General features: G+C 61.4%; 12 protein-coding genes. 6 read left to right on the top strand and 6 right to left on the bottom strand.

Translation table 11 applies throughout. The features are described from left to right. Nucleotides 1-501, bottom strand: a complete 501-nt coding sequence (locus tag BLW24_RS17055; protein ID WP_090384559.1) for a YHS domain-containing (seleno)protein — start codon at nucleotides 499-501, stop codon at nucleotides 1-3. Nucleotides 502-677: 176 nt separating this feature from the next. Between BLW24_RS17055 and BLW24_RS17050 the strand changes: the two genes are divergently transcribed. The 6 genes from BLW24_RS17050 to BLW24_RS17025 all read left to right on the top strand — a co-directional run bounded on the left by BLW24_RS17050 (nucleotide 678) and on the right by BLW24_RS17025 (nucleotide 6,205). Further along, a complete protein-coding gene (locus BLW24_RS17050; RefSeq protein WP_090387777.1) occupies nucleotides 678-1,592 on the top strand; it encodes a LysR family transcriptional regulator in 915 nt (304 codons plus the stop codon). A gap of 3 nt (nucleotides 1,593-1,595) precedes the next feature. Then, a complete protein-coding gene (locus BLW24_RS17045; protein ID WP_090384557.1) occupies nucleotides 1,596-2,495 on the top strand; it encodes a LysR family transcriptional regulator in 900 nt (299 codons plus the stop codon). A gap of 140 nt (nucleotides 2,496-2,635) precedes the next feature. Beyond that, nucleotides 2,636-3,265 carry a glutathione S-transferase family protein gene (locus BLW24_RS17040; RefSeq protein WP_090384552.1) on the top strand — a complete coding sequence of 210 codons (630 nt, stop codon included), beginning with the start codon at nucleotides 2,636-2,638 and terminating at the stop codon, nucleotides 3,263-3,265. A gap of 55 nt (nucleotides 3,266-3,320) precedes the next feature. Further along, nucleotides 3,321-5,384 (top strand): pyridoxamine 5'-phosphate oxidase family protein, encoded by a 2,064-nt coding sequence (locus BLW24_RS17035; protein ID WP_090384545.1) that lies wholly within the window; start codon nucleotides 3,321-3,323, stop codon nucleotides 5,382-5,384. Between the two features lie 11 nt (nucleotides 5,385-5,395). Further along, nucleotides 5,396-5,707: a cupin domain-containing protein gene (locus BLW24_RS17030; protein ID WP_090384544.1), complete on the top strand. Its 312-nt coding sequence runs from the start codon at nucleotides 5,396-5,398 to the stop codon at nucleotides 5,705-5,707. Between the two features lie 24 nt (nucleotides 5,708-5,731). Beyond that, on the top strand, nucleotides 5,732-6,205 hold the full coding sequence (locus BLW24_RS17025; RefSeq protein ID WP_090384542.1) for a nuclear transport factor 2 family protein: 474 nt from the start codon (nucleotides 5,732-5,734) through the stop codon (nucleotides 6,203-6,205). Between the two features lie 78 nt (nucleotides 6,206-6,283). On the opposite strand, the gene tnpC is transcribed toward BLW24_RS17025, so the two are convergent. The 5 genes from tnpC to BLW24_RS17000 all read right to left on the bottom strand — a co-directional run bounded on the left by tnpC (nucleotide 6,284) and on the right by BLW24_RS17000 (nucleotide 13,401). Beyond that, nucleotides 6,284-7,840, bottom strand: coding sequence for an IS66 family transposase (gene tnpC, locus BLW24_RS17020; RefSeq protein ID WP_090384538.1), 1,557 nt, complete (start codon nucleotides 7,838-7,840; stop codon nucleotides 6,284-6,286). 18 nt (nucleotides 7,841-7,858) lie between these two features. Further along, the gene (gene tnpB, locus BLW24_RS17015; RefSeq protein ID WP_244161054.1) at nucleotides 7,859-8,254 is read right to left on the bottom strand and encodes an IS66 family insertion sequence element accessory protein TnpB; all 396 of its coding nucleotides are present in this window, start codon (nucleotides 8,252-8,254) and stop codon (nucleotides 7,859-7,861) included. Between the two features lie 122 nt (nucleotides 8,255-8,376). Next, nucleotides 8,377-10,731, bottom strand: coding sequence for an efflux RND transporter permease subunit (locus BLW24_RS17010; RefSeq protein ID WP_090384535.1), 2,355 nt, complete (start codon nucleotides 10,729-10,731; stop codon nucleotides 8,377-8,379). Between the two features lie 15 nt (nucleotides 10,732-10,746). Continuing rightward, nucleotides 10,747-11,835 carry a WD40/YVTN/BNR-like repeat-containing protein gene (locus BLW24_RS17005; protein WP_244161185.1) on the bottom strand — a complete coding sequence of 363 codons (1,089 nt, stop codon included), beginning with the start codon at nucleotides 11,833-11,835 and terminating at the stop codon, nucleotides 10,747-10,749. A 195-nt stretch (nucleotides 11,836-12,030) separates the two neighbouring features. Further along, the gene (locus tag BLW24_RS17000; protein ID WP_090384529.1) at nucleotides 12,031-13,401 is read right to left on the bottom strand and encodes a DUF1329 domain-containing protein; all 1,371 of its coding nucleotides are present in this window, start codon (nucleotides 13,399-13,401) and stop codon (nucleotides 12,031-12,033) included. Between the last annotated feature and the right edge of the window lie 57 nt (nucleotides 13,402-13,458).

The raw sequence follows: 13,458 nt of genomic DNA, 5'->3' as shown, positions 1-13,458 counted from the left end.
TTACAGGCTGCTCGGGGCCTTGTCCTTGATGGACGGCCAGTTGGCGTTGGCCTTGGCAATGTTGCCCGGCACGTCCTCGGACCACTTCTTGAACACGTCCGCGTTGACGTTCAGGTACAGCTTGCCGTCGACCACCTTGTACTGGCTCGGATCGACATCGAGCTTCTTGCCCAGCGCCGCGCCCATGGCACAGAAGCCGCCGAACTGCGGCACGTAGTGCGCGGCATCGCCCTGGAAGGTCTTCATGTTCTCGGCCGAGGCGAAGTAATAGGTGGCACCTTCATGCTTCACGGCAAAACGCTTGTCGCCCAGGGCCGGCTTGCCCTGGAAATAGGACACGGTGTCGTAACCCTTGAGGATCACCTGACCGGCTTCGACGTTGATCGAGGCGGTCGAGGCTTCGTCGTAGGCAAAGCTGCTGGTGGCGGTCAGCAGAGCGGCACCGCCGGAGGCCAGAGCAACGGCGAGGGAGGTGGCAATAAAGGAGTTCTTCAGGTTCATCGTGGTTTTCCTTACTGGATCAGTTGAGCAGTGGGTGAACGTCAGAACCCGTTGAGTCCGACGTGAGCGAACTGTAAAAACTCACAGAAAGAACAAGAACAGCCCAAGTTGACAAAGCTCTATTGCAGAATCTGCAATTAACCACGCAGACTGTGCCCTCACATCAGGAGGCCGACATTGATCGCTTTCAGGAAATGCAGGTGTTTCTGGCGGTTGCCGAGGAACAGGGATTTGCTGCGGCGGCCCGCCGCCTGAGCATGTCGCCGCCCAGCGTCACCCGCGCCGTCGCCGCACTGGAAGAACGCATCGGCACCCTGCTGCTGAACCGCACCACCCGCAGCGTGTACATCACCGAGGCCGGCCAGCGTTATGCCGAGGACTGCCGGCGTATCCTCGCCGAACTGGAAGAGGCCGAAGAGTCCGCCGCCGGCAGCCATGCCATGCCCCGGGGCCAACTGACGCTCACGGCGCCCGTGTTGTTTGGCGAACTCTTTGTCACCCCATTGATGGTCGGGTTCCTGGAGCAGCATCCGGCCGTGCAGATCCGCGCGCTACTGGTAGACCGGGTGGTGAGCATGGTCGATGAAGGCATCGATGTGGCCGTGCGGATCGGCAACCTGCCGGACAGCGGCCTGAATGCCGTGCGCGTCGGTGAAGTACGCCGGGTGATCTGCGCGTCTCCGGCGTTTCTCGATGCCCATGGCCGGCCGACTCATCCTGAACAATTGCAGCAGTTGCAGGTGGTGGCCTCGGCCAGCAGCCCGCTGCTCAGCGACTGGCAGTTCGAGGACAACGGCAGCCCGCTCAGCGTGCGCCTGCAACCAAGGCTGGTGGTCACCGCCAACCAGGCGGCCATCAACGCCGCCGCATTGGGCTGGGGGCTGACCCGGGTGCTGAGTTATCAGGTGGCGTCCAAAGTGGCCAGTGGCGAGCTGGAAATCGTTCTGCAGGACTTCGAGCAGCCACCGTTGCCCGTGCATGTGGTGTATCAGGGCGGGCGCAAGGTGGCGGCCAAGGTGCGCGCCTTTGTCGACTTCTGCGAGCAGCGCCTGAGCCAGGACCCGGCGCTCAATCCGCACAGGCAGCACTGAGCCATGGACCGCCAGCAGCAGATGCAGGTGTTCCTCGCGGTCAGCCAGACCCTGAGCCTGGCCGCCGCCGCACGCCAGCTGGAACTCTCCGCGCCGACCGTGACCCGCGCCATCGACGCACTGGAAGCACGGTTGAACCTGGCCCTGCTGCAACGCAGTACCCGCGGCGTGCTGCTCACCGAGGCGGGTGAGCGCTTTGCCGCCGACTGCCAGCGCATTCTCGCCGAGGTCCAGGAGGCCGAAGCCTCGGCCAGCGGCCTGCACAGCCAGCCGCGCGGGCATCTGACGGTCAGCGTGCCCCTGCTGTTCGGTCAGGAACTGATGCCGGCCATCCTCCTTGATTACCTGCAGCAGTATCCCGAGGTGCAGCTGTATGTGCGCTATCTGGACCGTCAGCCGAACCTGCATGAGGAAGGCGTGGATGTGGCCATCCTCGCCGGCGCGCTGCCTGACTCCTCACTGTTTGCCCTCAAGGCCGGACAGATCCGTCGCGTGGTCTGTGCCAGCCCGGCCTACCTCAGCCGGCATGGCACCCCGCAACACCCCAATGAGCTGGGGGATCATCAGATTATCCATTCCAGCGCCGATGCGCGGCTGACCGAGTGGCGTTTTCAGGTCGATGGCGCGATCAGGCATTTTTCGCTACATCCCCGTTTGAGCTGCACCACCAACCAGAGCGCTATTCAGGCCGCCTGCCGCGATGGCGGCCTGACACGCTGCATGAGCTATCAGGTGCATGAGCGCCTGCAACGCGGCGAGCTGGTCGAGGTGCTGCAGGGGTTCGGCTTGCCTGAGTTGCCCGTACACGTGGTCTACCGCGAAGGGCGGCGCGCCGCAGCGCGGGTGCGCAGCTTTGTCGACTTTGCGGTGGGTCGTTTGCGCGAACACCCGGCACTGGCCTGAGTCAGGCGTTCATTTCATTTCGCGCAACAATGGATTGCCAGATCTGGCGATTCTGCGATTCAGCTCTTTGACTCAGTATGGCTCCCACAGCACGGCACACCCGGTGCCACTGTTTCACCTAGCCAACTGCGGAGTCCACCATGTCCAAGCCGATCAAACTCTTCCGTCATCCCCTCTCCGGCCACGCACACCGCGTCGAGCTGTTCCTCTCGCTGCTGAATGTGCCGACCGAACTGGTGTTCGTCGATCTGGCCAAGGGCGCGCACAAGTCGGCCGAATTCCTGGCCATGAACCCCTTCGGCCAGGTGCCGGTCATCGATGACAACGGTGTGGTGCTGAGTGACTCCAACGCCATCCTGGTGTACCTGGCGAAGAAGTACGACACCAGCGGCCAGTGGCTGCCCAAGGAGCCGCTGGCAGGTGCGCAGGTACAGCGCTGGTTGTCCGTCGCCGCCGGACAGATTGCCTCGGGCCCGGCTACCGCCCGCCTGATCACCGTGTTCGGCGCGCCCTATGACGCCGAATCGACCATTGCCCGCTCCCATGCCCTGCTCAAGGTGGTCGAGCAGGAACTGGCCAGCCGCCCGTACCTGACCGGCAACCTGCCGACTCTGGCCGATGTCGCCAGCTATACCTATATCGCCCACGCGCCGGAGGGCAATGTGTCGCTGGCCGACTACCCGCAGGTGCGCGCCTGGCTGGCCCGTATCGAAGCACTGCCGGGCTTCGTGCCGATGCAGCGCACCGCCGTCGGCCTGCAAAGCGCCTGAGTCACCCCGGCGCGGCCACCAGCCGCGCCGGCCTTTTCATTCAGCGGAGCCCGCCATGACCAGTCCACTGCCGCCCGATTCATCTCCCTGGCACCCTGGGGAAAAGCAGCTGCAGGAACGTGCAGGCGTGGCCGAGCGCATGGAAGTATTCGGCCGCCGGGTGATCCGCGACCACATGCCCGACCAGCACCGCGATTTCTATCGGCAACTGCCGTTCGTGCTGCTGGGCTCGGTTGATGCCGAGGGGCGACCCTGGGCCAGCATCCTCGAGGGCCCGGCCGGTTTTGCGCATTCGCCGGAGCCACGTCTGCTGCGGCTGGATAGCCCGCTCGGCGCGGGCGACCCGGCGGCGCAGGCGCTGCAAGAAGGCGCAGCCGTCGGCCTGCTCGGCATCGAGCTGCATACCCGCAGGCGCAATCGCCTGAACGGCCAGGTGGTCGGGCGTGACGCCCAGGGTCTTGGCATCGCCGTGGATCAGGCGTTCGGCAACTGTCCGCAGTACATCCAGCTGCGCCAGCACCTGCTGCCCGTCAGCCAGCAACTGCCGGCTGTAGTGGCCGAGCAACTGGATCATCTGGATGAGTCGGCGCAGCAGATGATTGCCGGCGCCGACACTTTCTTTGTCGCCAGCTACGTCACCCTGGAGGATGGCCGGCTGGCGGTGGACGTTTCCCACCGTGGTGGCCAGGCCGGCTTCGTGCGGGTGCAGGGCAACCGCCTGAGCATCCCGGACTTTGCCGGCAACCTGCACTTCAACACCCTCGGCAACCTGCTGCTCAACCCGCAGGCCGGCCTGCTGTTCATCGACTTCGCCACGGGAGATATGCTGCAACTCAGCGGGCGCACCGAGCTGACCCTGGAGGGTGATGAAATTCGTGCCTTCCAGGGCGCCGAGCGCCTCTGGCATGTGGAGGTCGAGCAGGTAGTCCGCCGACGCGGCGCGCTGGCGCTGCGCTGGGATTTCCAGAGTTACTCGCCCAACAGCCTGATGACCGGCAGCTGGGAGCAGGCCGAGGCCCGACTGCAGGCGCAGGCGCTGCGCGATCAGTGGCGGCCCCTGCGGGTGGCCCGCGTGATCGACGAAAGCGCCAGCATTCGCTCGTTTTATCTGCAGCCGGCCGATGCCGGGGGCTGGCCGGCGTTCTCGGCGGGGCAGCATCTGCCCCTGCGCCTGACGATTCCCGGGCAGGCACACCCGGTCATCCGCACCTACAGCCTGTCCAGTGCGCCGTCCGATGGCTTTCTGCGCATCAGTGTGAAGCGCGACGGACTGGCGTCCAGCTACCTGCATGATCAGGTGACAGTCGGCAGCCTGCTGGAGGCCAAGGCGCCACAGGGCCAGTTCGTGCTCGACCCCGAGCAGCGCCGGCCACTGGTGCTACTGGCGGCCGGGGTTGGGATCACCCCGCTGCTGAGCATGCTGCGCGAGGTGGCTTACCAGAATCGACGGTTGCGCCGGCACCGCAGGGTCTGGCTGATCCAGAGCTCCCGCCAGCAGGCGGAGCTGGCCTTCAGCCGCGAGTTGCAGGAGCTTGAGCAGGAGAACGGCGAGACATTGCACTGGCTGCGGGTGCTCAGCCAGCCCGAGACCGGGCTGCAGGAGGGACTGGACTTCGACCTGCACGGGCGCATCGATGTGACGCTGCTCAAGACCGTGCTGCCCTTCGACGACTATGACTTCGTGCTGTGCGGGCCGTCCGCTTTTACTCAGGACCTGTATGACGGCCTGCGCGAGCTGAACATCAGCGACAGCCGCCTGCATGCCGAAACCTTCGGTCCCTCCAGCCTCAAGCGGCGCCCGGATAAGGCCGGTCCGACACAGGACTGGCCACCGGCAGCCAGCATCCCGGTGCCCGTGCTGTTCGAGCACTCGGCCAAGGAAGCCCGCTGGCTGCCCGGCAGCGGCAGCCTGCTGGAGCTGGCCGAGAGCCGCGGCCTGACCCCGGAGTTCAGCTGCCGGGGCGGCACCTGTGGCACCTGCAGCACACGCATCGTCAGCGGTCAGGTGACCTACCCGCAGCCGCCGGCCAACCTGCCGGTCGAGGGTGAGGCACTGATCTGCTGCGCCGTGCCCGCCGCTGGTAAGGACGGAACGCAACCACTGGTCCTCGACCTCTAGGAATATCGCCCATGAAGATCATCCGCAGCAGGGAATTCACCGTCGAGCATGCCTGGGGCGCGCTCGACATCGCCAGCATGAACGCCATCACCACCCGCCTGCACTGGACCGACCAGCCCTACCGCTGGCACATCAACGACGGCGAGGAAGTCTTTGTCGTGCTCGATGGCCAGGTGCGCATGCACTACCGCCAGGATGGGCAGGAGCTTGAGTGCCTGCTCGACTGTGGCGACATCTTCTATGCCAGTCGCGGCACCGAGCATGTCGCCCACCCGGTCGGGGTGGCGCGGGTGCTGGTCATCGAAACCGCCGGCAGCGTTTAACCTCAACTCCACAAGGAACCGCCCATGAACCCCGAAGCCCGTCCGCCCTTTCCGCCCTTTACCCGTGAAACCGCCGCGCAGAAAGTGCGCATGGCCGAGGATGGCTGGAACAGCCGCGACCCCGAGCGGGTGGCGCTGGCCTATACCGCCGACAGCCAGTGGCGCAACCGCAGCGAGTTCCCGCGCGGCCGCGAGCAGATCCGCGACTTCCTTACCCGCAAATGGCAGCGTGAACAGCAGTACCGCCTGATCAAGGAACTCTGGGCCCATGACGGCAACCGCATTGCCGTGCGCTTCGCCTACGAATGGCATGACGAACACGGTCAGTGGTACCGCTCCTACGGCAACGAGAACTGGGAGTTCGACGAGCACGGGCTGATGCAGGTGCGCCATGCCAGCATCAATGATCTGCCGATCTGCGAGGACGAGCGGCTGCTCCACTGGCCACAGGGGCGCCGCCCCGACGAGCATCCCGGCCTGAGCCAGCTCGGTCTCTGAATGATTCAGCGCACTATCTGCCTCTGTAAAAAGTAAGCGCTCCATAGACCCCACCTCCCTCTGGAGAGGTTTTGCGTTTTACAGTGGCGTCGTTGGTTGGCAGTTCCAAGGCAGCAGCGCTTCGTAGGCTTCAACGCTGTTGGCCAGCGGCAGGCGTTCGAGGACATGGCGCAGCCAGGCGTAGGGCTCCTGGCCATTGGTCTTGGCGGTTTCCACCAGGCTGTAGAGTTGGGCGCTGGCGGTCGCGCCTTTCGGCGTGTCGCTGAACAGCCAGTTCTTGCGACCTATGACGAAGGGCCGGATCGCGCGCTCGGCAGCGTTGTTATCGATCGGCAGGTGGCCAGCCTCGATGTAGCGTTCGAGTCGGCTCCAGTTGCTCGCCAGGTAGTTCACTGCTTTGCCCAGGGCATTCTGCGCCGTGACCTGCGGCTGGGTTTTCTCCAGCCAGGTCTTGAGCTGATCGAGGAGCGGTAGGCTGTGCTGCTGGCGGCCCCGGTAGCGCTGTTCATCGCTGGCATCCTTAAGTTCGCGCTCGATGCCGTAGAGCTTGTTGATCATCCCCAACGCGATGTCGGCACGCCCGGTTTTGCCCTTCGGTTGCACCTTTTGCGCTTCGACGAACTTGCGCCGCGCATGCGCCCAGCAGGCCAGGCGCTCAACACCTTGTTGTGCGGCCACGGCGTTGTAGCCGGCGTAATCGTCGGTCATCAGGTAGCCGCGATAACCGTCGAGCAGGCGCAGCGGCACCTCCTGCGCGCGGCTGGTTGTGTAGTCGAAGAGGATCACCGGTTTGCCAGGCGGGCCACCGGTCTGCACCCACATCCAGGAGTGGCTGCTCGGATCGCGCCCAGGCTCCTTGAGCACCTGCACGCGGGTTTCATCGCAGTGGATCACCGGACTGTCCAGCAGCCTGTCGCGCATCAGGTTGAGCAACGGTTGTAGCAGTTCGCCGCACTGGATCACCCAGCGCGCCAGGGTCTGCCGGGGGATGTCGATGCCATGGCGACTGAGCATCTTTTCGAAGCGATACAGTGGGATGCCGTCGGCGTATTTGCTGGTCAGCAGCATCGCCAGCACGCTCGGGCTGGCCAGCCTTTTCTCGATCAGTTGGGCCGGTTTGTCAGCGGTGACCGGCGCGCTTTCGCAGGCCTTGCAGGCATAGGTCTTGCGAACGTGGCGGATCACCTGAACCTGCATCGGGATGATTTCCAGCTGCTCGCTGGTTTCTTCGCCGATGGCCTGCTTGCGGCAACCGCATTCGCAGGTCAGTTCGTGTTCGGGCAGTTCGTGGATGACCTCGACACGCGGTAGTTCGGCCGGTAACGGCTTGCGCTTGCCGCGGCACTTGGTCGGCGCAACGACTTCTTCCTCGACCTCAGCGGCCGGAGCTTCAGCCGCCGCTTCGGCCAGGCTTTCCGCTTCGTTGAACATCTCTAGCTGCGGTGAATCCGGGTCGCTGCTCTGCTCGGATTTACGGCCGAACAGGCGCTGGATCAACAGCGCGTTTTGTTCGCGCAGGCGCTCGATCTGCCCATCCTTGTCCTTGGCCAATTCCTGCGCCGACGACAACACCTCAGCGAGCAATTGCTTGAGCGCGGCGGGGTCATCAGGAAGGGTTTCGGGCACAGAAATCATGCCGTGGATTATACCGGCTCAGGTGACGAACCTAGGGGTCAAAACCTGGTGCGGCCGGTTGCGCCACAGGTCGATACCGTCCAACAACCAGTTCAACTCCTGGGCCGTCAGCACGATCGCATCTTCGCCAGGTTCCGGATGCGACTTGAAGCGTTCAGCCTCCAATCGCTTGAGCCACAGGCAAAAGCCGTTGCGCTCCCAATACAAAATCTTCACCCGGCTGCGCGCGCGGTTGAGGAAGACGAACAGCACCGGGTCGAACACCGCCACCTTGATATCCAGCTCGACCAGGGCGGCCAGGCCATCGATGGATTTTCGGAAATCCACCGGCTTGGGGTATAGATAGACTTTTTCGACTTTGGCGTCGGGGCGCATCATGACGGCTGGCTCCAGAAAGAAATTGGAGCTCAGCATTGGCTGGCCTGCGGATCATTTGTAGATGAGGTTTATGGAGCGCTTACCGAGCTAATGCATAGACAATAAAAAACCGCGGCCCAAGGGCCGCGGTTTTTTAGTATTGCGACTGCGTGTCAGGCTTAGGCCTTGTTGCGCAACTTCTCTGGGTTGATCAGGAAGCGTGCCAGGGCAGGCAGCAGCCAGATCGCGCCGATCATGTTCCAGAGGAACATAAAGGTCAGCATCAGGCCCATGTCGGCCTGGAACTTGATCGCCGAGAAGATCCAGGTTGCTACACCGATCGCCAGGCAGACACCGGTGAACAACACGGCCTTACCGGTCGACTTGAGGGTCTCGTAGTAGGCATCCTGCAGCGACAGCCCCTGACGCAGGTAGGTCTCCAGACGACTGTAGATATAGATGCCGTAGTCGACACCAATACCCACACCCAGGGCAATTACCGGCAGAGTGGCAACCTTCACACCGATGCCCATATAGGCCATCAGCGCGTTACCCAGTACCGAGGTCAGCACCAGCGGCAGGATCACGCAAAGAGTCGCCGCCAGCGAACGGAAGGTCAGCAGACACATGATGCTCACGGCCGCATACACCGCGATCAGCATCGTAGTTTCGGACGCTGCGATCACCTCATTGGTGGCCGCTTCGATCCCGGCGTTACCCGCTGCCAGGATGAACTCCAGGCCGTCTTTGTTGTTCTGCTTGGCAAAGTCTTCGGCGACATCAACCACGCGGCTCAAGGTTTCCGCCTTGTGGTCGGTGAGGAATACCAACACCGGTGCCACCGAACAATCACCGTTGTACAGACCGTCAGCCCGGGCAATGGAGTTGTTCAGCACGTCCTGGTTACGCGACAGGGTTTCCCATTTCAGGTTGCCCTCGTTCATGCCCTTGATCACCTGACGCGACACGGTGACCATGGAAATGGCCGACTGCACGCCTTCGGTGTTCTCCATCTTCCACATCAACTCATCCATAGCCGACAGCGTCGGATAAGTCGAACAGCCTTCAGCTGCCGTCTTGACCATGATCACCAGAACGTCGGAGCTGGTGGAGTAGTTGCGGATAACGAAATCGTTGTCCAGGTTGTAGCGCGAATCCGGGTGCAGCTCAGGCGCGCCCTGATCGAGGTCACCGATCTTCAGGTTCTGCCCGTACCACACACCGCCTGCCAGTGCCACGATTGCCACAACCACAGAGAGCGGGGCCACCATCGGGTGCGCACACTTGGACAGAAAGCGCCAAAACGGATGTTCTTTTTCCGCTTCTTCACGGCTGATCTTGATTGCCTTTTTGCTGATACCTACATAGGAAATCATCACCGGCAGCAGGATCAAATTGGTCAGAATGATGACCGCCACGCCCATGGATGCACCGATGGCCAGCTCACGGATCACGCCAATATCGATCAGCAGCAGGGTGATAAAACCCACCGCATCCGACAGCAGCGCCACCAGCCCCGGGATAAACAGCTGACGGAAAGCCATACGTGCAGCGGACAGCGAGTCAGTCGCCTCGCCCGATGCCATGGCAATGCCGTTGATCTTCTGCACGCCATGGGAAATACCGATGGCAAAGACCAGGAATGGCACCAACATCGAATACGGATCAAGCCCGAAGCCCAGGGTATGCAGCAAACCCAGCTGCCAGACCACCGCAATCAGTGTGGTCAGAACCACCGCCAAGGTGCTCTTGAAGCAATGGGTGAACCACAGCAGCAGAACGAAGGTGATGCCAATTGCCACGGCAAAGAACAAGGCCACGCCAATCAGGCCATCAATCAGATCGCCGACTTTCTTGGCGAAACCAATGATGTGGATTTTGACGTTGGGGTTCTGTGCCTGGTACTTCTCGCGGATCTTCTCTTCCAGCTCGTGGGAGAACTTCTGGTAATCCAGCGGGATCTGCTTGCTCTGATCGTTCGGGTCGGCATAGGTCTCCAGCAACGGCAAGTCGACGATGCTCGACTTGAAGTTGTTGGCCACCAGACGGCCAATCTGCCCGGACTTGAGGATATTGCTGCGCAGCTCTTCGAGGCTTTCCGCAGAACCGTCGTAGGTTTGCGGAATCACTTCACCGCCGGCAAAACCTTCTTCAGTCACTTCGGTCCAGCGTACGCTTGGACTCCACAGCGACTTCAGGCCGGAACGATCGACACCCGGAATATAGAAGGCTTCGTCGTTGATCTGACGCAGCGTCTCCATGTACTCCTTGCTGAAGATATCGCCATCTACCGCTTCCACCGAGATGCGCACGGTGTTGCCCAGGTTCGCCAGGTCATTGCGGTGCTCGAGCATCTTCTGAATATAGGGGTGCCCCAGCGGAATCATCTTCTCGAAGCTGGTCTGCGGACGCACCTGCGCCGCCTGGAAGAACAGAAACAGACTGATCAACAGGCACAGCAAAATCACGGCCGGGCGATTGTTGAAGATCAACCGCTCCAGGAAGGAGGCAGGTTGTTGTTGATGCTTACTCATGCAAAGGCTCCCGGCTTATTGTTGTTGGCCCAGATCGGCGCCAGTAGGCGCAGCAGCATGAACGCCACCCTGCCCTACCAGAATCAGATTGCCGTTTTCCATTGCTGCAACGCCTGCCAGCGAAAGCCGGTCGGCACGATTGGTCACACTGAAATTGCGGCCGTTGTCGGTGCTCTTGAGTACGGTACCTCCATGCCCAACCACCACGATGGAGCCATCAGCCAGACGATTACCGTCAGCCAGACCAAACTCCAGAGGACCATTGTTGGCCGTGTTCAGGCTGATCGCCTGCCAGGTCGTACCGAAGTCTGCCGAACGGAACAGGTGCCCACGCAGGCCATAAACCAGCAGTGCACCGGCCTCATCAGTGCCTAAAGCACCGAATAGCGAACCCTCATAAGGGCCTTCCAGGGTTTCCCAAGTCTGCCCCCAATCTGGAGAACGGAATATCGCGCCCTGCTCGCCCACAATAAACAGGCCGGAGTCTTTGACTTCGACAATCGCGTTGAGGTGGTAGGCGTCTTCGTTGTCCATTCGGTCGCTGACATCTTCCCAGTTGGCACCACCATCGGTGGTCTCCAACAAGGCACCGTAAGCGCCCACGGCATAACCGTTGTTACGGTCCTTGAACCAGACATCCAGCAGCGGCGCTTCACGCTCAAGGTCTTCAAACTGTTTGACCCAGGTAGCGCCGCCATCGGTGCTGGCGAGAATCTGTGCATCGTGGCCAACAGCCCAGCCATGGCTGTCGTCGATAAAGAACACGGCAGTGAGCATCTGCTTGGTAGGCACCTTGGCCTGAACCCAGTTTGCGCCGTTGTCGTCGGAATAGAGGATATGCCCACGATCACCCACGGTGACCAGGCGCTTGCCCAGGCTGGCGACATCCAATAACAGGCTGTGATGAGCTTTGGCAGAAGAGACCGAGTAATGACTGGCGTCATCGCTGGCAGCCTGCAATGGTGCACTGGTAAACATCAGCACGGATAGCACACTACACAGCGACAGCGCTTTGGCTATCGGTGAGTGGACGCGGAGCGCCGGTGCGCGGGACAACCCCACAACACGACCGGCCTGGGTGCGCCGCATGACGGGCTCACTCATATACCTTCCCCTTATTCTTATAGGTAGCACTACCCTTATAGCAGTGCACCTATCCTACTGAGCTTTCAAAAGGCCTGACAATCGGCGCGACGTTATGTTTTGTTAAACCCGCCCGTCTACCATGCCCTGCTGGACTGACAAATAGCAAAAGGCCGCTACAACAGTAGCGGCCTTTTGCTCAAACCTACACGCGGATTAACGCGTACCGCGGCGACGCAGAGCAGCTGGCTTGAAGTAACCGTCATCCGGCACAGCCTGGCTGAAGTCGATGGTACTTGGCTCTTCGTTATCCAGGTTCTGCACGTGGTAACGGCGTGCTTGCAGATCGTGGAAGGTATCCAGCGCAGACCAGGTGGTCGGCAGGTCGTAGTAGTTTTTCAGATATGCAATCGAGACGCGCCACAGCTCGCCACGACCGTCGTACTGATCAACCACTGCCGCTTGCCAGCTGTCCTCATCGAGGAACAGGGTACGTTTGGAGTAGATGTGACGCGAACCCGACTTCAGCGTACCCTCGACTACCCACACACGGTGCAGCTCGTTGCGAGTAAAGGCTGGGTTCAAGTGACCAACTTGCAGCAGGTCCTTGTACTTGACGTCCGGGCTGGTGACTTTGTAGCTGTTGTAAGGAATGTAGATTTCCTTTTTGCCTACCAGCTTCCAGTCATAACGATCCGGCGAACCGTTGATCATGTCGGTGTCGTCTGCAGTGCGCAGGCCGTCAGCGGCAGCGATCGGGGTGTCGTAGGCCAGGTTCGGCGCACGACGTACGCGGCGCTGACCAGCGTTATAGCCCCAAGCCTGACGTGGCTCTTTTACCTGATCCAGAGTTTCGTGTACCAGTACCGCACCACCGGCCAGACGCGCCGGGCTCTTGGTGAAGGACAGGTAGTAGAACATGATGTTGTTCAGGTCAGCTGCAGTCCCTTTCGGGTTGTAGAACTTGAACATGGCTTCCTGCTGCGAGGTCACCAGGGAGTAGCTGCCGTTACGCTGCACGGCCACTTCCGAAGCACGACGCACAATGTAGGTACCACGGTAGCGTGCGATGTGGTTCCACAGCGCTTCTACGCCATTTTGCGGGATCGGGAACGGGATGCCGCCGTAAGCGTCGGAGAAACCGTTGCCGCCATCAAGCAACTTGGCCGTACTGGCGTTCTTGATGGTGTTGTCATACACCCACTGCGGCGCAGAACCGGAACGACGGGTCTGATAGACCGGCATCTGGTAGCTGTTCGGGTAGGTGTTGAACATCGCAATCTGACCTGGGGTCAGGTTGTCTTTGTACTGATCCAAGTTGGCTTTGGTGATGGTGAACAGCGGCTTGTCATCAGCAAACGGATCTACGTGGTGCTGGCCTGGAGTTTTGTAAGCCGCCGGAGCCTGGGTGATACCACCGGTCCACTCAGGGATGGTACCTGCCGCGTTGCCGGCTTTCTCGGCACCGAACGGGGTGAGGCTTGCGCCCAGCTTGGCCGCTTCCGCAGGCGAAACTGCAGCAAACGCGCTACCAGCGGACAGTGCCAGCGCAATGGCAGCACCAATCAGCGTGTGCTTTTTCAGCATCTTGATTCTCCGTGAAATAAGTCAGCAACCGAGTGCCCGCGGGCACTCGATATTTTC

Source organism: Pseudomonas anguilliseptica (assembly GCF_900105355.1).
In the GTDB taxonomy this organism is placed as follows: Bacteria; Pseudomonadota; Gammaproteobacteria; order Pseudomonadales; family Pseudomonadaceae; genus Aquipseudomonas; species Aquipseudomonas anguilliseptica.
Note: the sequence above shows the minus strand (reverse complement) of the source record. Positions and strands in the feature narration are given on the sequence as shown.

What these genes read in the sequence shown, in the direction of transcription:
- BLW24_RS17055 (WP_090384559.1), bottom strand. Translation starts at nt 501, where the DNA reads ATGAACCTGAAGAACTCCTTTATTGCCACCTCCCTCGCCGTTGCTCTG.
- BLW24_RS17045 (WP_090384557.1), top strand. Translation starts at nt 1,596, where the DNA reads ATGGACCGCCAGCAGCAGATGCAGGTGTTCCTCGCGGTCAGCCAGACC.
- BLW24_RS17040 (WP_090384552.1), top strand. Translation starts at nt 2,636, where the DNA reads ATGTCCAAGCCGATCAAACTCTTCCGTCATCCCCTCTCCGGCCACGCA.
- BLW24_RS17035 (WP_090384545.1), top strand. Translation starts at nt 3,321, where the DNA reads ATGACCAGTCCACTGCCGCCCGATTCATCTCCCTGGCACCCTGGGGAA.
- BLW24_RS17030 (WP_090384544.1), top strand. Translation starts at nt 5,396, where the DNA reads ATGAAGATCATCCGCAGCAGGGAATTCACCGTCGAGCATGCCTGGGGC.
- BLW24_RS17025 (WP_090384542.1), top strand. Translation starts at nt 5,732, where the DNA reads ATGAACCCCGAAGCCCGTCCGCCCTTTCCGCCCTTTACCCGTGAAACC.
- tnpC (WP_090384538.1), bottom strand. Translation starts at nt 7,840, where the DNA reads ATGATTTCTGTGCCCGAAACCCTTCCTGATGACCCCGCCGCGCTCAAG.
- tnpB (WP_244161054.1), bottom strand. Translation starts at nt 8,254, where the DNA reads ATGCTGAGCTCCAATTTCTTTCTGGAGCCAGCCGTCATGATGCGCCCC.
- BLW24_RS17010 (WP_090384535.1), bottom strand. Translation starts at nt 10,731, where the DNA reads ATGAGTAAGCATCAACAACAACCTGCCTCCTTCCTGGAGCGGTTGATC.
- BLW24_RS17005 (WP_244161185.1), bottom strand. Translation starts at nt 11,835, where the DNA reads ATGAGTGAGCCCGTCATGCGGCGCACCCAGGCCGGTCGTGTTGTGGGG.
- BLW24_RS17000 (WP_090384529.1), bottom strand. Translation starts at nt 13,401, where the DNA reads ATGCTGAAAAAGCACACGCTGATTGGTGCTGCCATTGCGCTGGCACTG.